Source organism: Paenibacillus sp. Paensp38, assembly GCF_059491915.1.
In genome coordinates, this window is the sequence record NZ_CP168516.1 from 705,249 (window position 1) to 727,326 (window position 22,078).

General features: G+C 47.5%; 16 protein-coding genes, 11 tRNA genes and 2 rRNA genes. 27 read left to right on the plus strand and 2 right to left on the minus strand.

The features are described 5' to 3' along the window. Positions 1–256: 256 nt before the first annotated feature. From ACEN8J_RS03320 to yajC, 21 genes are all read left to right on the plus strand, one after another. Positions 257–3,203, plus strand: a 23S ribosomal RNA gene (locus ACEN8J_RS03320). A gap of 151 nt (positions 3,204–3,354) precedes the next feature. Beyond that, a 5S ribosomal RNA gene (gene rrf / locus ACEN8J_RS03325) occupies positions 3,355–3,471 on the plus strand. A gap of 19 nt (positions 3,472–3,490) precedes the next feature. Further along, a tRNA-Asn gene (locus ACEN8J_RS03330) sits at positions 3,491–3,566 on the plus strand. Between the two features lie 3 nt (positions 3,567–3,569). Next, a tRNA-Ser gene (locus ACEN8J_RS03335) sits at positions 3,570–3,661 on the plus strand. Between the two features lie 17 nt (positions 3,662–3,678). Continuing rightward, a tRNA-Glu gene (locus tag ACEN8J_RS03340) sits at positions 3,679–3,750 on the plus strand. A gap of 10 nt (positions 3,751–3,760) precedes the next feature. Next, a tRNA-Val gene (locus ACEN8J_RS03345) sits at positions 3,761–3,836 on the plus strand. 29 nt (positions 3,837–3,865) lie between these two features. Continuing rightward, positions 3,866–3,942: transfer RNA gene (locus ACEN8J_RS03350), tRNA-Met, on the plus strand. 26 nt (positions 3,943–3,968) lie between these two features. After that, positions 3,969–4,045: transfer RNA gene (locus ACEN8J_RS03355), tRNA-Asp, on the plus strand. A 28-nt stretch (positions 4,046–4,073) separates the two neighbouring features. Then, positions 4,074–4,149, plus strand: a tRNA-Lys gene (locus ACEN8J_RS03360). Positions 4,150–4,184: 35 nt separating this feature from the next. Beyond that, a tRNA-Gly gene (locus tag ACEN8J_RS03365) sits at positions 4,185–4,259 on the plus strand. A 5-nt stretch (positions 4,260–4,264) separates the two neighbouring features. Beyond that, positions 4,265–4,341: transfer RNA gene (locus tag ACEN8J_RS03370), tRNA-Arg, on the plus strand. 12 nt (positions 4,342–4,353) lie between these two features. Continuing rightward, positions 4,354–4,433, plus strand: a tRNA-Leu gene (locus tag ACEN8J_RS03375). Between the two features lie 7 nt (positions 4,434–4,440). Further along, positions 4,441–4,514 (plus strand) — tRNA-Pro (locus tag ACEN8J_RS03380). Between the two features lie 115 nt (positions 4,515–4,629). Then, entirely contained in the window at positions 4,630–5,334 is a 705-nt protein-coding gene (locus tag ACEN8J_RS03385; protein ID WP_029514796.1) for a BofC C-terminal domain-containing protein, read from the plus strand. 229 nt (positions 5,335–5,563) lie between these two features. Next, entirely contained in the window at positions 5,564–6,067 is a 504-nt protein-coding gene (ruvC, locus tag ACEN8J_RS03390) for a crossover junction endodeoxyribonuclease RuvC (RefSeq protein WP_029514797.1), read from the plus strand. After that, positions 6,064–6,678: a Holliday junction branch migration protein RuvA gene (gene ruvA, locus ACEN8J_RS03395; RefSeq protein ID WP_307347889.1), complete on the plus strand. Its 615-nt coding sequence runs from the start codon at positions 6,064–6,066 to the stop codon at positions 6,676–6,678. Before ruvC ends, ruvA begins: the two co-directional genes overlap by 4 nt. Before the next feature lie 50 nt (positions 6,679–6,728). Beyond that, a complete protein-coding gene (gene ruvB, locus ACEN8J_RS03400; RefSeq protein ID WP_013372650.1) occupies positions 6,729–7,736 on the plus strand; it encodes a Holliday junction branch migration DNA helicase RuvB in 1,008 nt (335 codons plus the stop codon). 228 nt (positions 7,737–7,964) lie between these two features. Beyond that, complete coding sequence (locus tag ACEN8J_RS03405; protein WP_495594234.1) at positions 7,965–10,058, plus strand: SpoIID/LytB domain-containing protein; 2,094 nt, start codon at positions 7,965–7,967, stop codon at positions 10,056–10,058. A gap of 7 nt (positions 10,059–10,065) precedes the next feature. Further along, the gene (gene queA / locus ACEN8J_RS03410) at positions 10,066–11,094 is read left to right on the plus strand and encodes a tRNA preQ1(34) S-adenosylmethionine ribosyltransferase-isomerase QueA (RefSeq protein WP_029514801.1); all 1,029 of its coding nucleotides are present in this window, start codon (positions 10,066–10,068) and stop codon (positions 11,092–11,094) included. Positions 11,095–11,114: 20 nt separating this feature from the next. Beyond that, entirely contained in the window at positions 11,115–12,254 is a 1,140-nt protein-coding gene (gene tgt / locus ACEN8J_RS03415) for a tRNA guanosine(34) transglycosylase Tgt (protein ID WP_318627550.1), read from the plus strand. A 34-nt stretch (positions 12,255–12,288) separates the two neighbouring features. Then, positions 12,289–12,624: a preprotein translocase subunit YajC gene (gene yajC, locus ACEN8J_RS03420; protein ID WP_029514804.1), complete on the plus strand. Its 336-nt coding sequence runs from the start codon at positions 12,289–12,291 to the stop codon at positions 12,622–12,624. An 87-nt stretch (positions 12,625–12,711) separates the two neighbouring features. Here yajC and ACEN8J_RS03425 read toward each other — a convergent pair whose 3' ends face one another. Then, positions 12,712–13,101 carry a TIGR04086 family membrane protein gene (locus ACEN8J_RS03425; RefSeq protein ID WP_029514806.1) on the minus strand — a complete coding sequence of 130 codons (390 nt, stop codon included), beginning with the start codon at positions 13,099–13,101 and terminating at the stop codon, positions 12,712–12,714. Positions 13,102–13,307: 206 nt separating this feature from the next. Between ACEN8J_RS03425 and ACEN8J_RS03430 the strand changes: the two genes are divergently transcribed. Continuing rightward, positions 13,308–14,084 (plus strand): YetF domain-containing protein, encoded by a 777-nt coding sequence (locus tag ACEN8J_RS03430; RefSeq protein WP_029514807.1) that lies wholly within the window; start codon positions 13,308–13,310, stop codon positions 14,082–14,084. A gap of 5 nt (positions 14,085–14,089) precedes the next feature. On the opposite strand, the gene spoVB is transcribed toward ACEN8J_RS03430, so the two are convergent. Continuing rightward, complete coding sequence (spoVB, locus tag ACEN8J_RS03435; RefSeq protein WP_209949769.1) at positions 14,090–15,664, minus strand: stage V sporulation protein B; 1,575 nt, start codon at positions 15,662–15,664, stop codon at positions 14,090–14,092. A gap of 307 nt (positions 15,665–15,971) precedes the next feature. On the opposite strand from spoVB, the gene ACEN8J_RS03440 reads away from it, so the two are divergent. The 5 genes from ACEN8J_RS03440 to recJ all read left to right on the plus strand — a co-directional run bounded on the left by ACEN8J_RS03440 (position 15,972) and on the right by recJ (position 22,069). Continuing rightward, the gene (locus ACEN8J_RS03440) at positions 15,972–16,229 is read left to right on the plus strand and encodes a post-transcriptional regulator (RefSeq protein ID WP_013311570.1); all 258 of its coding nucleotides are present in this window, start codon (positions 15,972–15,974) and stop codon (positions 16,227–16,229) included. Between the two features lie 90 nt (positions 16,230–16,319). Further along, on the plus strand, positions 16,320–17,576 hold the full coding sequence (gene secD, locus ACEN8J_RS03445) for a protein translocase subunit SecD (RefSeq protein WP_028542425.1): 1,257 nt from the start codon (positions 16,320–16,322) through the stop codon (positions 17,574–17,576). Next, positions 17,566–18,483, plus strand: a complete 918-nt coding sequence (gene secF, locus ACEN8J_RS03450; protein WP_495594235.1) for a protein translocase subunit SecF — start codon at positions 17,566–17,568, stop codon at positions 18,481–18,483. Before secD ends, secF begins: the two co-directional genes overlap by 11 nt. Before the next feature lie 199 nt (positions 18,484–18,682). After that, positions 18,683–19,639: a cation diffusion facilitator family transporter gene (locus tag ACEN8J_RS03455; protein ID WP_029514810.1), complete on the plus strand. Its 957-nt coding sequence runs from the start codon at positions 18,683–18,685 to the stop codon at positions 19,637–19,639. A 33-nt stretch (positions 19,640–19,672) separates the two neighbouring features. Beyond that, on the plus strand, positions 19,673–22,069 hold the full coding sequence (gene recJ / locus ACEN8J_RS03460) for a single-stranded-DNA-specific exonuclease RecJ (protein ID WP_209949770.1): 2,397 nt from the start codon (positions 19,673–19,675) through the stop codon (positions 22,067–22,069). Positions 22,070–22,078 lie beyond the last annotated feature (9 nt).

Here is a 22,078-nt window from a genome sequence, read left to right on the forward strand (position 1 = left end):
AAACTCTCAAGCTTCGACGAATACTTCATTCACACATCCGTGTGGAACCGAAATATTCATCGGGTTTCGCTTCGATGAAGCGAATTGCACCTTGAAAACTGGATACCGAAACGAAATTGCGTTTTAGAATATTCCTTTAAGCTGATCTTGTGTAAACAAGTGAAATAAAGGTAGCAGGTAAGGAAAGATCTTTTGCCTTTGGCAAAAATCATTCTTTATCGAACATCGACATTTTCTTTTATCAAAGAAAAATCTAGGTTAAGCTACAAAGAGCACACGGAGGATGCCTAGGCGCCAGGAGCCGACGAAGGACGTGGCGAACAACGATAAGGCCTCGGGGAGCTGTAAGCAAGCTTTGATCCGGGGATGTCCGAATGGGGAAACCCGGCTGTCTTCATCGACAGTCACTACTCACTGAATTCATAGGTGAGTGAGAGGCAGACCAGGGGAACTGAAACATCTAAGTACCCTGAGGAAGAGAAAACAATAGTGATTCCGTCAGTAGCGGCGAGCGAACGCGGATTAGCCCAAACCAAGGAGCTTGCTCCTTGGGGTTGTGGGACGTCTCACATGGAGTTACAAAGGAACCGGTTAGATGAAGAGGTCTGGAAAGGCCCGCCAGAGAAGGTAAAAGCCCTGTAGTTCAAAACTTGTTCCCTCCGAGACGGATCCCGAGTAGTGCGGGGCACGTGAAACCCCGTATGAATCCGGCAGGACCATCTGCCAAGGCTAAATACTCCCTGGCGACCGATAGTGAAGCAGTACCGTGAGGGAAAGGTGAAAAGCACCCCGGAAGGGGAGTGAAATAGATCCTGAAACCGTGTGCTTACAAGAAGTCAGAGCCCTATGATATTTTCCTTTGGAAAAATCACGGGTGATGGCGTGCCTTTTGTAGAATGAACCGGCGAGTTACGTTCCCGTGCAAGGTTAAGGTGAAGAGCTGAAGCCGCAGCGAAAGCGAGTCTGAATAGGGCGATTTGAGTACGTGGACGTAGACCCGAAACCGGGTGATCTACCCCTGTCCAGGGTGAAGGTGCGGTAACACGCACTGGAGGCCCGAACCCACGCATGTTGAAAAATGCGGGGATGAGGTGGGGGTAGCGGAGAAATTCCAATCGAACCCGGAGATAGCTGGTTCTCCCCGAAATAGCTTTAGGGCTAGCCTCGGAAAGAAGAATCGTGGAGGTAGAGCACTGATTGGGTGCGGGGCCCGCAAGGGTTACCAAGCTCAGTCAAACTCCGAATGCCATAGATTTAGTTCCGGGAGTCAGACAGTGAGTGCTAAGATCCATTGTCGAAAGGGAAACAGCCCAGACCATCAGCTAAGGTCCCCAAGTGTGTGTTAAGTGGGAAAGGATGTGGAGTTGCACAGACAACCAGGATGTTGGCTTAGAAGCAGCCACCATTGAAAGAGTGCGTAATAGCTCACTGGTCGAGTGACTCTGCGCCGAAAATGTAACGGGGCTAAACACACCACCGAAGCTATGGCTTGATGCTTTGCATCAGGGGTAGGGGAGCGTTGAATGCGGGTTGAAGGTGTACCGTAAGGAGCGCTGGACTGCATTCAAGTGAGAATGCCGGTATGAGTAACGAAAAGATCTGTGAGAATCAGATCCGCCGAAAGCCTAAGGGTTCCTGAGGAAGGTTCGTCCGCTCAGGGTAAGTCGGGACCTAAGGCGAGGCCGATAGGCGTAGTCGAAGGACAACAGGTCGAAATTCCTGTACCACCGTAATCCGTTATGAGCGATGGGGTGACGCAGTAGGGTAGTGACGCGGACTGATGGATGTCCGTCTAAGCAGTGAGGCTGATGTGTAGGCAAATCCGCACATCGTAAGGCTGGGCTGTGATGGGGAGCGAAAATTGTAGTAGCGAAGGTCATGATCTCAGACTGCCAAGAAAAGCCTCTAGCCAGGAGAAGGTGCCCGTACCGCAAACCGACACAGGTAGGCGAGAAGAGAATTCTAAGGCGCGCGGAAGAACTCTCGTTAAGGAACTCGGCAAAATGACCCCGTAACTTCGGGAGAAGGGGTGCCTCGGTAGGGTGAATAGCCCGAGGGGGCCGCAGTGAAAAGGCCCAAGCGACTGTTTAGCAAAAACACAGGTCTGTGCGAAGCCGCAAGGCGAAGTATACGGGCTGACGCCTGCCCGGTGCTGGAAGGTTAAGGGGAGTGGTAAGCCTTCGGGCGAAGCTATGAACCGAAGCCCCAGTAAACGGCGGCCGTAACTATAACGGTCCTAAGGTAGCGAAATTCCTTGTCAGGTAAATTCTGACCCGCACGAATGGCGTAACGACTTGGGCGCTGTCTCAACGAGAGATCCGGTGAAATTTTAATACCTGTGAAGATGCAGGTTACCCGCGACAAGACGGAAAGACCCCATGGAGCTTTACTGCAGCTTGATATTGAATTTGGGTACGATCTGTACAGGATAGGTGGGAGCCGTCGAACTTTGAGCGCCAGCTTGAAGGGAGGCATCCTTGGGATACCACCCTGATCGTATCTAGGTTCTAACTTGGTACCGTGATCCGGTACGAGGACAGTGTCAGGTGGGCAGTTTGACTGGGGCGGTCGCCTCCTAAAGAGTAACGGAGGCGCCCCAAGGTTCCCTCAGAATGGTTGGAAATCATTCGAAGAGTGCAAAGGCAGAAGGGAGCTTGACTGCGAGACCTACAAGTCGAGCAGGGACGAAAGTCGGGCTTAGTGATCCGGTGGTACCGCATGGAAGGGCCATCGCTCAACGGATAAAAGCTACCCTGGGGATAACAGGCTTATCTCCCCCAAGAGTCCACATCGACGGGGAGGTTTGGCACCTCGATGTCGGCTCATCGCATCCTGGGGCTGAAGTAGGTCCCAAGGGTTGGGCTGTTCGCCCATTAAAGCGGTACGCGAGCTGGGTTCAGAACGTCGTGAGACAGTTCGGTCCCTATCTGTCGTGGGCGTAGGAAATTTGAGAGGAGCTGTCCTTAGTACGAGAGGACCGGGATGGACGTACCGCTGGTGTACCAGTTGTTCCGCCAGGAGCACCGCTGGGTAGCTATGTACGGAAGGGATAAGCGCTGAAAGCATCTAAGCGTGAAGCCCCCCTCAAGATGAGATTTCCCAATTAGTAAGACCCCTTGAAGACGACGAGGTAGATAGGTTGGGGGTGGAAGTGCAGTAATGCATGGAGCTGACCAATACTAATCGGTCGAGGGCTTATCCTAAAATAAAACGCAAATGAGTTTCGGATCCAGTTTTCAGGGTGTAACCTTGAACGTATGTACAAGTGACATACAACAAGCGCATGGCTATTCATTCACACGATAAGTGATGAAGCGAATAACCTTACGGAAGAATTTGCATAGCAAATTCATGTTTGGTGGCGATAGCGGAGGGGTTCCACACGTACCCATCCCGAACACGACCGTTAAGCCCTCCAGCGCCGATGGTACTTGGACCGCAGGGTCCTGGGAGAGTAGGACGTCGCCAAGCAGAGCTTTATGATTATTATTCCCTGATAGCTCAGTTGGTAGAGCACTCGACTGTTAATCGAGTTGTCACAGGTTCGAGTCCTGTTCGGGGAGCCATATGGAGAGGTGTCCGAGTTGGCCGAAGGAGCACGATTGGAAATCGTGTAGGCGCCAAAAGCGTCTCGAGGGTTCGAATCCCTCTCTCTCCGCCATAATTATTTTATTGTATGGCCCGTTGGTCAAGGGGTTAAGACACCTCCCTTTCACGGAGGTAACAGGGGTTCGAATCCCCTACGGGTCATAAGTAATATGGAGGCTTAGCTCAGCTGGGAGAGCATCTGCCTTACAAGCAGAGGGTCGGGGGTTCGAACCCCTCAGCCTCCACCATTTATTTAAATAGAAGTCCCTTATATTATCGCGGGGTGGAGCAGTTCGGTAGCTCGTCGGGCTCATAACCCGAAGGTCGCAGGTTCAAATCCTGCCCCCGCAACCAATTAACTTTTGAATGTAAACTGCTATGGAACTGTGGTGTAGAGGCCTAACATGCCTGCCTGTCACGCAGGAGATCGCGGGTTCGAATCCCGTCAGTTCCGCCATTTTTACAAAGTTATGTTACCCTGTTGGGAGCCATTAGCTCAGTTGGTAGAGCACCTGACTTTTAATCAGGGTGTCGAAGGTTCGAGTCCTTCATGGCTCACCATTCATGCACTTATATGTCATGGATATAATGATATTGCGGACGTGGCTCAGCGGTAGAGCATCGCCTTGCCAAGGCGAGGGTCGCGGGTTCGATTCCCGTCGTCCGCTCCATATTTGCGCCCTTAGCTCAGCTGGATAGAGCGTTTGACTACGAATCAAAAGGCCGGGAGTTCGAATCTCTCAGGGCGCGCCATTAACTTCATAAGCCGGTGTGGCGGAATTGGCAGACGCGCGCGACTCAAAATCGTGAGGGAAACCGTGGAGGTTCGAGTCCTCTCACCGGCATGTATTTCGGGATGTAGCTCAGCTTGGTAGAGCACCTGGTTTGGGACCAGGGGGTCGCATGTTCAAATCGTGTCATCCCGATTCAAAAGGAAAGTCGCTGGAAGCAGCGGCTTTTTTGTTATATTAATTATCTTTTTGTATAAATCAGTAATCACCAGGTCACACTAACACAAAAAGTGGGACGGAAGGGATTACTGTGAAGCGATTAAGTTGGAAAAAACAGATGAAACGGCGCTGGAAACAGTGGAGAAGAACAGTGTGGGCCTGTAGCATTTTGGGCGCGGCTTGTTTGCTGGCAGGGTTGGGTATTCTGTTATCGAATTATATGCAGGCTATGTTGTCACAGCCACTCGCTACTACCGTCATGGCAGAGGAGGGCATGGAGGAGGCTTCACATCTGGGTCCAACTGAAGATCACTCCTCACATATGCAACTATTACAAAGTATTCGTGCTTCCGGTATAAGCAGGAAGACCCGTCTGTTAACCACCTACGTATGTGGTACGGAAACACTTTCCTTGGGAACGCTAAGTTCACAGCAGCTAGAGACCTTACTGAAGCAACATCCCGATTGGAAGGGACGACTTAATACCAAAGGAGAGGTGTGGCTGGAACGCAGGGTGGAAGACTTGTCAGAGTCATGCAAAGAGCGTGGATACATGGGTTTGAGCACTGACGGCCAGCTTACATTGTATGAAGGACTGCCTAAAAGAGAAAAAGTTATCCGCACTTTTTTTCAATTGGATGTGGGTTCCATGGAGACGGCCTTGCCAGAAGGGGTGTATAAACAACTTCAGCAGGGAATCCGTGTACAGGATATAAATGAGTATAACAGTGTAATTTCCACTTTTAGTGACTTTGCCGTGGAGCGAACACAAAGGGTATTAAAACAGCACTATTGATTACAACTGCGAGACGTTAGGCTTTGCCCATGAGGTGAGGCTTGAAGCGTCTCTTTTTATGTTTTTACTCATGTTTAAATTTTTTCCTCTATTAGATACAAAGTTTTGTTATAATGAAAAGAACGACACATATGTTCGCTTTATATGGTATTTGGCTTTTGAGTATATTCAGGATAACGTTGACTATTGGTTAGTTACGCCATGATTGAGCGATAGAGGAGAGATTTTTTTGCGTTTTCTAGGAATTGATCCGGGTATTGCTATTGTGGGCTTCGGGTTTGTAGACAAGATTGGCAGTAAAGTGGTGCCTGTACAGTATGGCTGCATCCAGACGGAGGCTCATACACCGGAAGAAGAAAGGCTGCTTCATGTGTATGAAGGCATGTTGCAATTAATAGATAAATATAAGCCTGATGCAGTAGCACTGGAGAAGCTCTTTTTTAATCGCAACGTTACAACCGCTATGTCTGTAAGTCAGGCACGTGGGGTGCTGGTGCTGGCTGCAAAACAACGTAATTTGCCTATAGGTGAATACACGCCGATGCAGGTAAAGCAGGCTATTGTAGGGTATGGTAAGGCTGAGAAGAAACAGGTACAAGAAATGGTTAGAATGTTTCTAAAGCTTCAAACTGTGCCGAAACCGGACGATGTAGCGGATGCTTTGGCGGTGGCTATTTGTCATGCGCACTCCTATGGACTAAATTCAAAATTAAATGAGGTATTACGAAAATGATAGATTTCTTGCGTGGTTCTGTGGCCCATTTGGAAAATGAATATGTCGTTTTAGATGTACAGGGTGTAGGGTACCGGGTATTTTGTCCGAATCCTTACGCGTTCGCCAAAACTGAAGGTCCAGTGGTTATTTATATTCACCATCATGTAAGGGAAGATGCTATTTTACTGTTCGGTTTTGCGACCCGTGAGGAGCAGCAGCTATTCCGTAAACTGATTGATGTATCTGGTATTGGACCACGTGTTGCGCTTGGTATTTTAGGAGGCGGTACGCCTGCTCATGTGGTAACGGCGATTTATCAGGAGAATATCACATTTCTCACCAAGTTACCGGGGATCGGTAAAAAGACGGCACAACGTATGATTCTGGATTTGAAAGACAAGCTGGACGGTATTGGCTCGTTGGGGATGGCAACCGGATTGTTTGCTGAGCCTGTCGTAGAAGAAGGCGAAGGTTCATATTGGGGCGAGGCCCGTGAGGCGCTCAAGGCCCTCGGTTATACTGATACTGAGTTGGATAAGGTATGGAGCAGAATGAAGAAAGATGCAAAACCTGATGAATCTGCCGATATTTTGATGAAGCGGGCTTTGCAACTGTTGTTTGCCGGATAGGACGCGGATGTCCGTTAACAAGTGTCTGGTGAAAAGAGGAGCGATGGAATATGGATGACCGGATTATTTCCGCCAATTTGATGATGGAAGACCAGACGGCGGAGCTAAGCCTTCGCCCCCGTTATCTAAATGAATATATCGGGCAAAATCAGGTTAAGGAAAATCTGAAAGTATATATTGAAGCGGCCAAAATGCGTAAAGAAGCGTTGGACCATGTACTGTTGTACGGACCGCCTGGGTTGGGTAAAACAACTCTTGCTAACATTATTGCCAATGAGTTGGGGGTTAATCTGCGTACGACTTCAGGTCCTGCAATTGAAAGACCGGGAGATTTGGCAGCATTGCTGACCAATCTTCAAGAGGGTGATGTTTTGTTCATTGATGAGATTCATCGCCTTCATCGTACGGTGGAAGAAGTCATGTATCCGGCGATGGAGGATTTTGCGCTGGATATTATGATTGGTAAAGGCCCGAGTGCACGCTCAGTCCGTCTGGATTTGCCACCCTTTACTCTTATAGGGGCCACTACGCGCGCTGGGCTGCTCTCTGCGCCATTGCGTGACCGGTTTGGTGTTATTAGTCGATTAGAGTTTTATACGACAGACGAGCTGGCTTACATTGTGTCTAGGAACGCGGATATTATGGAGATTGAAATTGTCGGGGATGCGGCGGAGGAAATCGCATTGCGTTCACGGGGGACACCGCGTATTGCCAACCGACTATTAAAAAGGGTGCGTGATTTTGCCCAGGTTGCCGGAGACGGAATTATTCATTCTGAGTTGGCTGCAGAGGCGCTAAAGAGACTTCAAATAGATCCTCTCGGGCTGGATGAAATTGATCATAAAATGCTTAAGGCCATGATTCATTCATTCCGGGGCGGACCTGTAGGATTGGACACAATTGCTGCAACCATTGGTGAAGAGAGTCAGACTATTGAGGACGTGTATGAACCCTATTTGTTACAAATTGGTCTTTTACAAAGAACACCTCGGGGACGAACAGTGACTCCGGCGGCATATGCCCACCTTGGAATCCCCATGCCAACGGATCCACGGTGATTAGGAAACATGATGCACTTTTTTAAAAAATTATTGCATGGTTACATGCAGTATGGTGAATACGATATCGGCTGACGGATGACTGAGGGAATGAGAGTATAAGTAAGATTTTGGCGGGTTTATATTTTGGTTTATTCCGCCGATGTATTTAAAGGGACAGACAAGGATCGAGAGCCCGATAAATTACGCAAATATAAGTGCTAGGCAGCTAGATTGGGGGAGCCAGAAATGAGTGGAAAAGCATTTAACCGAGAAAGTATTTTCGGTGTATGGATGGGCCGGGCCAAACGAGCAGCAGCGATTATGGTATTAGCTACAGTGTGCATACCTTGGTCTTCGGGCGTTCACGCTGCCGCCGCCCAAGAGGATATTCGTGTAGTGATTTTTGCGGATCTAGGCAGCAAATATAAAGCGACAGTCCCCGCTGTAACCTTGAAATCATCAGGAGGTCTGAGTGTTGGACAGAACAGTGGAGGCAGCTTTCAAACTTGGATGGGACTGCCAGACAGTACAGCTCGTTTTAGTGTAGACAGCTATCGGGTGAAGGTACTTGAAGGAAATGAAGCAACGGCGATAAAAGCGGCACAAGCCCTGCAAAAGACTAATGATAAACCTACGGTTTTTATCGGTTCAAAAAATGGTAGCTCTGTGTATCAAGTGTACGCGGGAATATATGCTAGTGAACAGTCTGCGCAGGCTGCTGTACAGCGGATTTCCTCGGCAACCGGAGCGCAGGCCGAGGTGAAGGGAAACAAGCATTGGTCCACTGGAAGCTACGGAAGCGAGCAGGAAGCTAATCTCGTTCGAACGACAATTGCTGCGGCGGGCTTTGATGCTTTTACTGTGATTCAATCAAGAGGTCAGTATGCCGTGTGGGTTGGAGAAGAAAGTAATGACAGCAAGCTGTTGGCTTTGAAAACTGAGCTGGAGAGCAAGCAGCCGAGACTCACGTTGTCTAAAGTTAATGCTACTCAAGCCGGCCTCATTATAAGACAGGAAGCAGGAGTCACGACCGGCTCGCAGGTGATGTCTCATTACATGCTAAGTGGTTCTGATAATAGCAAGATAATTGTCAACGGCGGTAATAATGGAGTACAAGTGATGGAAAGATCACAGCGTACATATCGCGGCGAGATGGAGATTGGCATGACGTCAGGCCAGCTGGCGCTTGTGAACGAAGTTCCTTTGGAGCAGTATTTGTATTCCGTGGTAGGAGCAGAGGTCTATTCCTCATGGCCAGATGAAGCGCTCAAGGCTCAAGCGGTAGCGGCTCGTAGCTATGCGCTTGCCCAAGGCAATCGGTTTCAGATCGGCAATGTGGTAGATGGCACGTTAAGCCAGGCTTACAACGGGAAGAGCTCGGAACATGCCAACGTCAATAAGGCTGTAGATGCAACGGCTGGTGAAGTCATTAAAAGTGGCGGTAAAGTGGTCGAAGCTGTATTTTCATCTAATGCGGGCGGTGTGACAGCAGATGCCTCTGAGGTGTGGAACAGTGGTGGCGAAGCCTTTGCTAGCGTAGACAGCTCGGGGGATACTTCGGCGCAAAAAGGAGCACAGGAGTGGTATCATGTACTTCTCTCCAGTGGCAAGACAGGGTATATTCGTGAGGATAATGCTAAGGAACTGGAGGGTGTCACAGAAGCGGGGTTAGACAAAATCACCGTCACTGCGGAAAATACAAATGTGCGTCCTATTCCCCAAATTCAATCGACGGTTACACCAATAGCCAAGGCGCAGCCGGGCGAAGAGATCATTGTATTAGAAAAGGTGCCTCAGTCCGGAGACTATGCATGGGTGCGGGGGCCCTTTACGTCAGCTCAGCTTGCTAAATCCCTGCAAGGGAAAGTAACGGGCACAGTGCCTTCCTCTATTAATCACCTCGATGTCACCAAACGTGGTCCATCAGGGCGAGTGTTGGAGGTTGAAGCGAACGGAACCCCTTTGAAAGTGAAATATCCGGATATGTTTCGCTCAGCAATGGGCGGCCTCCCGAGCACACTGTTTGATATTGCGAGTACCGGAAGTTATACTGTATTAGGCGCTGATGGGGCTACTTCTCATGTAAGTGGTACACAAGGCACTCAAATCCTGTCCGCATCTGGCAGCAGTACTTCAAGTGGTAACGGGGTGATCGTCATGAATGAAGATCGTCATGCACGAGTCATTGACAAAACACAAAGCTTTATTTTTACAGGTAAAGGAAATGGTCATGGTTTGGGCTTATCCCAATGGGGTGCCAATGGTTTGGCCGAGCAGGGGTATGATTACAAGAAAATTTTGCAACACTATTATAAAAATGTGGATATAGTTAAGGACTGACCAATATATGAACGTAAACGACTACGATTTTGAACTGCCTGAAACATTAATTGCACAGACGCCTTTGCTTGATCGGAGCGCTTCCAGATTACTGACATTAAACAAAAATAACGGTGAAGTGGGCCATCATACGTTTTCGGATATTGTGCAGTATCTCCAACCAGGGGATACGTTGGTATTAAACGATACGAGAGTGATTCCTGCACGCTTGTTTGGCATCAAGGAAGACACGGGAGCTAAGGCTGAGGTTTTGTTGCTTAAGCAACTGCAAGGGGACCGATGGGAAGCATTGGTGAAACCTGGTAAAAAGCTGAAAAAGGGTGCTGTTATCGTTTTCGGTGATGAGCTGAAAGCAGTAATTGAGGAAGAAGGAGATATGGGCGGAAGGGTACTGTCATTTTCATATGACGGTATTTTCCAGGAGATATTGGACCGCTTGGGCCAAATGCCGCTTCCGCCGTATATCAAGGAACAACTGGATGACCGCGAGCGCTATCAGACCGTTTATGCTCGGCATGAAGGTTCGGCTGCGGCTCCAACGGCAGGGCTGCACTTTACAGAAGAATTGCTGGACCAGATTAAAAAGAAGGGCGTTACCGTTGCCTTTATCACACTTCATGTTGGCTTAGGGACGTTCAGACCGATGTCTGTGGATACGATTGAAGAGCACGTAATGCATGAAGAATACTATTCATTGTCACAGGAAACAGCCGATGTACTCAATGAAACCAAGGCGCGCGGTGGAAGAGTCGTGGCGGTGGGGACGACCAGTTGCCGGACGCTGGAGACGGTGGGTAATAAATTTGGTGATGGAGTATTAGAGGCCAGTAGTGGCTGGACACAGATTTTTATTTATCCAGGCTATGAATTCCGTGTGGTGGATGCGATGATTACGAATTTTCATTTGCCCAAATCCACCTTGGTTATGCTGGTCAGCGCACTGGCGGGCAGGGAGAATATTATGCATGCTTACCAGGAGGCGATTGACCGACAATATCGGTTTTTCAGCTTCGGGGATGCAATGTTCATTTATTAATTAAGGATGGTTGAGAAAATATGGCACCAGCAATAAGATACGAACATATCAAAACCTGCAAGCAATCGGGAGCCCGTCTCGGGCGTGTACACACTCCTCACGGAGTTATTGAGACACCAACCTTTATGCCTGTGGGAACTCAGGCTACTGTTAAAACGATGAGTCCTGAGGAACTAAAAGCGATGGATGCTCAAATTATTTTGAGTAACACGTACCATTTGTTTCTTCGTCCGGGCCACGATATTATTCGTGAAGCGGGTGGACTGCACAAGTTTATGAATTGGGATCGTCCTATTTTAACGGACAGCGGCGGATTCCAGGTGTTTTCTTTAAGTGAAATGCGCAAGATTTCAGAGGAGGGTGTTCATTTTCGCTCTCATTTAAATGGAGATAAAAAGTTTCTTTCGCCTGAAGTGGCGATGGAAATTCAAAACTCGCTTGGCTCAGATATTATGATGGCCTTCGATGAATGTCCGCCGTTTCCGGCTGAATATGAGTATGTGAAAAAGTCACTGGAACGCACCAGCCGTTGGGCTGAGCGTTGTCTAGAGGCACACGCGCGTCCTCGTGATCAAGGTCTGTTTGCCATTGTTCAGGGAGGCATGCATGAAGATCTGCGCAGGCAAAGCGCTGCGGATTTGACTTCCATGGATTTCCCGGGGTATGCTATTGGTGGACTGAGCGTAGGTGAACCGAAACATTTGATGTATGAAGTGCTCGATTATACGGTTCCTCTGCTTCCCACCAACAAGCCACGTTATTTGATGGGCGTGGGTTCGCCTGATGCTTTGATTGAAGGCTCTATCCGTGGTGTGGATATGTTCGATTGTGTACTTCCAACCCGAATTGCTCGCAACGGGACAACGATGACCAGCCAAGGTCGTCTTGTCGTTCGCAATGCCCAATATGCAAGTGATTTTGGCCCGCTCGATCCTGCTTGTGATTGTTATACCTGTCGCAATTATTCACGTGCTTACTTGCGACATTTGATTAAAGCGGATGAAACCTTCGGGCTCCGACTGACAACGTATCATAACTTGCATTTCTTAATACAATTGATGCGTAATGTCAGACAAGCGATTATGGATGACAGGCTGCTTGATTTCCGAGATGAATTTTTTGAGCAGTACGGTCTTCATGATAATGATAAAGGATTTTAAGTTTTAGGGAGAGTATACGAAAGGGGGATTTAACATGTTTCATTTTGCTACAGCCGCTGCTACACCCGGTGGAACTGGCGGACTTTTTCAAATGATCTGGCCACTGGCTCTGATGTTTGTAATCTTCTATTTCTTGCTGATTCGCCCGAATCAGAAAAAACAAAAGCAACGTCAAACGATGCTTCAAGCTTTGAAAAAGGGAGATAAAGTCATTACAATCGGAGGTCTTCACGGTACAATTATGGAGATTACGGATGATGTAGTAGTTTTGCGTGTGAATGATGTCACGAAGCTGACCTTTGACCGCAGTGCAATCAGCAACGCGATTGCAAAAGACACGGCATCTGAGGAAGTTGTTTCCAAATCGTAAAATGCTGGTGACCGTTATACAAAAACCGAGCCTTTGAGGAGGCTCGGTTTTTTGTGTTGTTTTATTACATGGGTACAAACATTTTGATTACTTGTTGAGATTAATGCCAAACATCCCACCACCTGCGCCTATGACAAACGCGAAACCTAAGTGTAACAGGTCCTTGCCGACCATGCCCGCATCCAATGCCAGAAAACCGACCAGCAGAACGATTAGTCCATACAGGATACCTGTAATACCGCCTTGATACCAGCCTTTGTTTGCTGATCTTTTACCGGCGACGAAGCCACCAGATAGCATGGCGAATGCATGGACGATGTACGTATACAATGATAAGTCCTGTTCCTGCATCTGTGTCAGCCACAAGAGTAGTGAAAGAATCAATGCGCCAAGCAGCATCCATGCAAAAGCATAGAATAAGCCGGATAAAATAGGATGGGCCAGACGAAACGAACACCAGCGGCGAATGAGCTCCATTGATAATTCCTCCTGTACCAAGGTTTGAACTATTATCATTCTATGGCCAAGCCTCACGGCTTAGTACCAAGTCGCAAGCAGTCTTTCTCTTTATTTCAATAATTTAGCCTTTTGTTTTTTGTATGAGCCAAGTGAGGAACGGTCAGAATACGTGTACAATGAACGACTCATGTCTTATTGCAAGTACAGGGGAGGAGGCGAACATATTGAGTCACGATATTTTTGCTCATATTTTTCGGACGCTGCTCATGTATTTTATTGTATATCTGGTGATGCGCTTGATGGGTAAAAGGGAGATCGGTAAATTGTCTGTTTTCGATCTCGTCATATCCATTATGATTGCAGAAATTGCTGTATTCAGTCTGGAGGACATAAAACGTCCACTTTACGAAGGATTGATTCCTTTAGGAGTGCTGTTAATTTTGCAAATTGGGATTTCCTATTTCAGTCTGAAAAGTCGGCGACTGCGCTTACTATTTGATGGTAGGCCCAGTGTATTGTACTCTAATGGACAATTAAACAAGGACGAAATGGTGAAACAACGTTACAATTTGGATGACTTGCTGTTACAACTTCGTGAACAAAATATAGAAAGTCTGGACGAAGTTGAATATGTTATTTTGGAAACGACAGGTAAGCTAACGGTTATAGGTAAGGATGATAACGTCGGAGTGGAACACGAAAAAATGAAGCAGGAATTAAACGGAACAGATTTGGCAAACAAAGAGCTACAGGTGGATAAAGTCCATCCTTCTCCACAAATCGGTGGAAAGTTTAGATATGAGGGACTGCCTATTCCATTAATCATGGATGGTAAGGTGCTGGATCGAAATTTGGAACGAATGGATATGAACCGGTTTTGGCTTAAAAATCAAATTCAAGCGAAGGGACACAAAGATTTTAAGGATGTTTTTTTATGCTCGGTTAACCATAGAGGTGATGTGTACATTACACCACCGGCCTATGGAAAATCTTCGGATTAGATTTCTTATGCTTTAAACCATCTTCTCAGGATTGGAATGCGTGTAAGGTTGTCCCAATCAATCATTTTGATCAAGGTCATCAGGAAAAGGTACAGAATAATTCCCAAGCCTGCGGCAAAAATAAATTGGAGCCACATTTGGTCGAACATCGTTAAATGTCTGTAGGTATATAACACTGCTGCTGCCATGATGATCATGCCTATCCCGGTCTTCCAGAAATCGAGCAAACGTACGCGGAAGCGAAGTAGCCTGCTGACACTGAAGCCATGAAGGAGAGTAACAATGGCACTGTTAATACAAATGGCGATGACAGCTCCGTAGATACCGTACTGAGGTTGGGATGCAAGCCAGACGATCAGCACAATTTTGATAACGGCTCCGATAAAGGTATTTAATAAGGCACTTCCAGGACGGTCTAACGCCTGAAGTGCTGCCTGAAGCGGGGCCTGAATGTACATAAAAAGAGCAAAAGGTGCCATGAGCTTAAGCATTCCTGCAATATCGCCATTATTGTAGAGTAGCAGACACAGAGGTTCCGCCAATACATACATGATCACGGCAAATGGGGCTCCTGCAACCAAAGCGAGCCGAAGCGATTGATGTAGACGTTTGTGAATGGCTATAATATGCCCCTTAGCCGCTGCTTCGGATAACGAAGGAACGAGTGAAACAGCTAATGAACTGGTCAGAACCCCAGGTAGTAATAACACAGGAATGACCATGCCCTGCATGGCTCCATATTGTGCGGTTGCCACGCCAGTTGCAATGCCTGCTACGGCAAGGCTGCGCATGCACAAGATAGATTCGAGCAAATAGGATAAGGAACCGACAAGCCTTCCAGCAGTCACGGGAACGGATATAGACATAAGACGTGACAAAACAGATGATTGCTCGGGATAAACCTCAGAGGAGGGGCCAGGCGAATTCGGCTGAAGGATGCGATCTTTTCGCTGGTTACACACGTATTGCCATAGAAGCACAATCATGCCAATGAATTCGCCCGCCAGAGCACCGAGCATGGCACCTGCAGCAGCGTAGGCTACCCCATGGGGAAGTAACAAGTAAGCAAACCAAATGACACAAAAAATGCGCATAACGGTCTCGGCAATCGAGGAACTAGCGGAAGGAATCATATTTTGCTTTCCCTGAAAATAGCCCCTATAAGCTGAAGAAACAGCTACAATGACAATCATTGGGCTCATGCTCACGAATGTATAATACACGCGGCTGTCGGTCAGAAGATGGCTTGTGATCCAAGGCGCGAACACAAGACAGAGCACCATGGCGATCAGACTGAGTGTAATGGTGAAGCGCAGGCTGGTGTGCAAAATACGCCGCGACATTTCGGGCTGTCCCGCCGTTTCGGCTTCGGCTACTAGCTTGGCTACCGCAAGAGGGATTCCCCCTGTAATAAGCGTCACCAGAACGATAAAAAAGGGATACCCCTGTTGGTACAAGCCAACTCCTTCGGGGCCGATGATACGCGGGAGTGCGATTCGGGGGATAAAACCTAGTATCCGGTTGATAATTCCTGCTGCCAATAAAATAATTGCTCCATGGATGAATGTCTGCTTTTTCAATCGCAACTCCCTCTTCCCCAAAATGTAATTCTGCGTCTATACATTACTTTAGAAGATATGCTGGACCTGTCCATCTTCATGACAAGCTTTTCCGTTCAGAAACAAAGTGATTTAGACAACAAGAGGGAGAGTGGTGAATTCTGCTATTGACGAGCGAAATGATTGCATATATTGTTGATTTAAGGCTATTTTCAACGAGAAGAAGGGTTTTCCAGGATCAGGACAGAAATGTTCTACAAAGCAGTCAATAACCCCGCTAATTGCTGATCTGCGGAACCGGTAGTCGCTGGGAGGAGGAACGGCCATCGTGGGTATGGAAGAGCTGGATGAGCAGGATTGGGATGACGCAATTGAGATGCTTTGTCAAAGTAAGGCGGACGAGTTGATTCTCGTAGGCTATGAGCATGTCACAAGTAAGGACGTGTGGAATTGCGTCAGCCATAAATATGAAAAGGAGGGTATTCCTCCGCTGCACAAGCTCGTTAACGATATACTTTCCCTTAAAGCGACGAGCTTTATGAACTATTTGACTATGTCCGCATTACGGGGCTCCACTTTCGAATAGAAGGGGGTCTTTTTTTGCGTTCAAATTGACTGCTTTTTGAGGGGTAGCTATAATAGGAATATTGAGAATGAAAGGGGAACATGGGACGGAATGAAGAGAATTCTAAGTTTCATCGTGGTCGTGCTCATAACTACTGGTGTTATGATCGGGACAAGCCCGGGCCTACTGAACAGTTTAAAATTAGGCCTCGATTTAAAGGGAGGCTTTGAAATTTTATATGAAGCCCAGCCTTTGGAAGCCGGGCAGAGTGTAACCAGACAGTCTCTTATACAAACAGCTCAAAGTCTGGAGAGACGGATTAATGCGCTCGGTACGACTGAGCCGGAAGTAACAACAGAGGGAAGCAACCGTATTCGCGTGCGGCTTGCTGGTGTCACTAATGAGGCAGAAGTTCGCTCCATGCTGAAAAAGCCTGCAGAATTAACGTTTCGCAGTGCAACGGCAGCAGATGCTAAAAAGCCAGGTCAATACAGCAAAATTGAGCTCCGCGGTAATGATTTTGTGGAGAATGGCGCTGTTGTAGGCTATGATCAGCTGAATCAACCTGAGATTAGTATCAAAGTCAAGGACAAAGCTAAATTTGCAGAAATCACAAAGCGACTTCTGAATAAAGAATTAGCTATTTTCCTGGATCAGGAATTGCTGTCTGCACCCACAGTGCGTGGGGAATTAACGGACGGTAGCGCGTCAATCACAGGTAGCTACACTCGTGATGAAGCGAATAAACTGGCGGATACGATTAATCTGGGTGCCCTTCCGCTCAAACTGACGGAAAAATATTCTCAGAGTGTAGGTGCTACGCTGGGTCAATTGTCACTGGATCAGACGATTCGTGCTGGGTTGATTGGCTCGATCATTATTCTGGTATTTATGATTGCGATGTTCCGTGTACCGGGATTAGTGGCCAGTTTCTGTCTCATCGTTCATACTTGGCTGGTGCTTGCGATCTTCTACTTGGGTGGATTCGTACTCACACTCCCAGGTATCGCTGCCTTCGTGCTCGGGATCGGAATGGCAGTCGATGCCAATATTATTACGTATGAACGGATTAAAGAAGAAATCAAGACAGGCAAAACGATACGTTCTTCCGTTATCGCAGGTAGTAAGGCTTCGTTCCGTACCGTTATGGATGCCAATATTACGACAATTATAGCGGCAGCAGTTATGTTTGGTCTGGGAACAGGTTCTGTTCGAGGATTCGCTCTGGTGCTTATCGTTGATATTGTCACTAGTATCTTGACGAATATCTTCTTCTCCCGCTTCTTGCTCAATCTGCTGGTTAAAGCGGATGCTGTGAAGAAGCCAAAGTATTTTGGTGTGAAGGAGAGTGATATCAGTGCGCTTTAATTGGGACTATAAATATATCAAGATGAGCAAGTGGTTCTACACGTTCTCGATTATTATCACACTGCTTGGTATTCTGAGCTTGTCGATATTTGGCTTGAATTACGGGGTGGACTTTCGTTCCGGTTCCAATGTGGATGTCAATTTGACTAAAGCCGTTACACAAGAACAGATTCAAACTTTGCTGAATAAGCAGGGGATTGGCAAAGAGGTGGATTATACACCGGGGAAAGAGCGTTTCGGCATTCGCTTCTCACAGGTGTTGACGGATCAGCAAGTGAATGATTTTAAGATTTCTTTTAATAAACAGCTGGATCCGAAGGCTTCCTTTGAGGTCAATACAGTGGATACGGAAATGGCGCAAGAACTAGAACGAAATGCGTTATGGGCGATTTTATTGGCTTCTGTGGCTATCGCTATTTATATCTCAATCCGTTTTGAATGGCGGTTTGCCGTTGCAGCAATTGTTTCGTTGTTGCATGATGCCTTCCTCGTCATCAGTATTTTCTCGATTTTCCGGCTTGAGGTGGATTTGACCTTTATTACGGCAATTCTGACGATTGTTGGTTTCTCCATTAATGACACCGTCGTTATTTTTGACCGTATTCGGGAAAATCTACGATTTGCGAAGAAGAAGTCCAGGGACGACTTAGAGCAGGTAGTTGATCACAGTATTGCGCAGACAATGACTCGGTCACTTGCAACCGTGTTTACGGTGTTTATTGCCTCCGTATGTTTGTTCATATTTGGCGGCGAATCGATCCGTATGTTCTCACTTGCAATGGTCATTGGTTTGTTGTTTGGTGCTTATTCCTCCATTTTCATTGCCAGCCCGCTGTGGGTGGCATTGAAAGGAAAACAAAAATCTCCGACAGCTGGCGGGGGCGCGGCCAAAACTGCAAAGTCTTAAGTTACGCAAATACCAGTAGTATAAATTAAAGAGAAAGCCGCGTCTGCTTGGGCGCGGTTTTCTAAGGTTTTAAGATTTACCTTAAGTAAGGCTCAGTAGTGGCACTTAAATGTGAATGGTTTTTGATTTTGAGAAATTCGGTTATTTTAGATTGAGCTTTATTGGGAAAGGGTTAGTTCAGGATTGAGGGGGAAACGTTGTGAATAGCGAACGCAGCCGATCATTGGAAACTGCGGCGTTGAGCGGGATTGTAGGTAATCTCGCGCTGGCTGTTCTAAAGGGAGCCGTCGGTTATGCGGCAAACAGCAAGGCGTTGTTGGGAGATGCACTGCACACGGCTGCAGATAGTGCTTCCCGTTTGCAGGAGCTTCTGTGTTCCAAGGGTGCTACAGGGCACGGAATGCTGGCACGGTTGCGAAACGGTGAAAAGGTTCGAACGGTCATATCTGTGGTACTGGCTATTTTAGTGCTGATGAGCGGTCTTCAGCTAGCTATCTCGGCTGTTCGTTCATTAAGCAGTTCGGAACCGCAGGCACCCGGTCTGTATGCATTAATTACCGTATTTATTGCGTTGGTATTGAGAGAAGCGCTATTTCAGTTTCAATATCGCTACTCGATTAAACATGGTCATAAAGAGGAAGCAGATCGGTACGCAAACCATGAACGTTACTCGCTGTATGCATCGTTGATTGCATTGATTGGCATGATCGGCGCAATGACTGGCGAAGCAATGGAATGGCCTGCATTATTATATCTTGATCCAACCGCAGCTTTGCTCGTAGCCTGTCTGGTGCTGCGTAAAGGATATTTGATGGTAATGAATACCGCTTACCAGGTTCCTGCGCAGCCCTTGCAGGAGGAAGACTCCCGACGCTTTATGGAGACGATTCAACGGGTGTATGGTATTGTAACGGTTGAACACTTACATGCCCAGGAAACAGGGCATTTCATAACAGTGGATGTAACGATAAGTGTGAACCCGCGGATTACGGTACAGGAAGCGCAGGAAATCGCCGATCGAGCCAAAAATTTACTGTTAGCCCGTTTTCCACAGGTGACCCATGTACAAATGCAGTTCATTTCTTATCAAGCCGGATATCCATACAAATCCAATCATGAACTGCCAGATAATGATGTGTCGTCGTTGCTTCAATAGGGCAGGACGACTATGAAAGAAAGGTGAATAGGATTGCTTCATTCGCAGTACAGATGGAAGACCCCAGAGGCTAACCTGGAAGCGGCTCAGCTGTTGACAGGGGAACTGGGGATTTCACCATTGTTGTCCCGGCTTTTAGTGAACCGGGGCGTCACTACCGCCGGGGAAGCAAACCGCTTTTTGTACGGAAGTGTGGACGATGTACACGACCCTTTTTTGCTTCTTGGTATGGAAGAGGCTGTGCCGAGAATTCGTCAGGCTCTGGAACGTGGCGAGCATATATTAATCTATGGAGATTATGATGCGGACGGCGTATCCAGTACATCATTGATGATTCAGCTCATGCGTTTTCTAAAGGCTTCCTATGATATTTATATTCCTCATCGTTCTAACGAGGGATATGGTCTGCATAACCATGCCCTTGATTGGGCACATCAGCAGGGAGTTACACTGGTCATTACGGTAGATACGGGAATTAGTGCAGTAGAGCAAATTGCTTATGCAACTTCCTTGGGGATAGACGTTATTGTGACGGACCATCATGAGCCGCCTGCAGTACTTCCCGAGGCATATACTTTGATTAATCCGAAGCTCCCCGGTTGTCCATACCCATTTAAAGGTCTTGCAGGTGTTGGTGTTGCCCTGAAGCTCGCTCAGGCGCTGTTGGGTGAAGTGCCGGAGGAATGGTTTGAAATCGTCGCTATCGGCACGGTAGCCGATCTGATGCCACTACATGGTGAAAATCGGACGATGGTACGCAGAGGGATTCAATCCATGAGAAACTCTGCTTTTCCGGGGATTCGTGCGTTGCTCCATGTAGCGGGCGTAGATATATCTACAGTGACTTCAGTCAACATCGCATTTGCCTTGGCTCCGCGGATTAATGCCAGCGGGCGCCTGGATCATGCGGGACGAGCCGTTTCTCTGCTGACGACAGAAAAAGAGGAAGAAGCAGACCAACTTGCGCATGCGCTGGACCTGCTCAATCGTGAGCGTCAACAGGTGGTCGAACGTATTGTGGAGCAAGCCGAGCAACAATTGGCATCCAAACTGAACGGAGGCAAGCTACCGTCAGTTATTGTATTGGCTGGTGAAGGCTGGAATGTCGGCGTTGTCGGAATTGTGGCATCCAAGCTGTTGGATCGCTATTATCGACCGACCATTATTCTGGGTATAGATGCTGAGACAGGTATGTGCAAAGGTTCCGCCCGTTCTATTCCTGCATTGGATATTTACAGTGCTCTTACGGACAGCCATGAGCTTATGGAGCATTTTGGTGGTCATCCTTCGGCAGCGGGTATGACGCTGTCCTGTGATAATCTGGAATTGTTTGAAGAGCAGCTGAACCGCTATGCGGGTTCCATTTTGACACCAGACGATCTCATTCCTGTAGCTGAGGCTGATATGGTCTGTCGTTTGGACGAGGTATCTTTGCAAGTGGTTGAAGAACTGGAGTTGCTTCAGCCTTTTGGTATGGGGAATCCATCTCCACGATTCGTATTACAGGGTCTGCAATTGCGTGAGGCTCGTAAAATGGGACGTGAGAAAAATCATGTGAAGCTCCTGCTGGAGCAGAACGGTTTATCGCTGGACGCGATTGCCTTCCGTCGTGGCGATTTGGCTGATTTTTTACAGCAAGAAACGGAGATAGATCTGCTGGGTGAATTGTCAATTAACGAATGGAACGGTAAAAGGTCTCTCCAGCTCATGATGCAGGACATTCGAGTGCAGGCGCCGCAAATTTTTGATTATCGTGGAGTGTCGGACCCTTTTGCCGAATTAGAGCGGGGACTCAAGATCTTTCATCCACGCATAGAGGAAAGAAAGAAAGACGTTGCGGTGTTGGTCCACCCGTCATCTAGGCTTCGTACATCTAGCTCCGTGGACACTGAATCCTTATGGTTATACGATAAAGATGGCAGCGTTATTCCCAGTGATGGTCAAAGAGATGCACAGCACTCTGTGAAGTCGCTGTTCGTACTGGAGCCGCCGGATACACCGGATCAGTTCCAGGCATTATGGTCTACCTTTGAAAATGTAGAAAACGTATTTCTCCTTCATTCAGTCAGTGAACGTGGCGGTCGACTCGTAAGCCCAGACAGAGAGCTGTTCAAGCGCATTTACGTTGTGCTTTCCCGATTGGGAACACAGCCTATTGATGAAAAGGCAATGCTGCCTGCTCTTAGTCGACAGTGTTCCTGTTCAGTACGCATGTTATCCAAAGTATTGGACATCTTCGAAGAGCTTGAGTTTATGACGCGTACAGATGGTCAATTCCGTTTTGTATCCAATCCGCCCAAGCGGGATTTAACTGCTTCTCCGCGCTATCAGGAATTATATAATATGGCTGAAATGGAGCGGTATTTGCTGGATGCGGACACCACCCAGATGACGAGCTGGATTATGTCTCTTATGAAGGGTGCGTCTTGAGATACTATT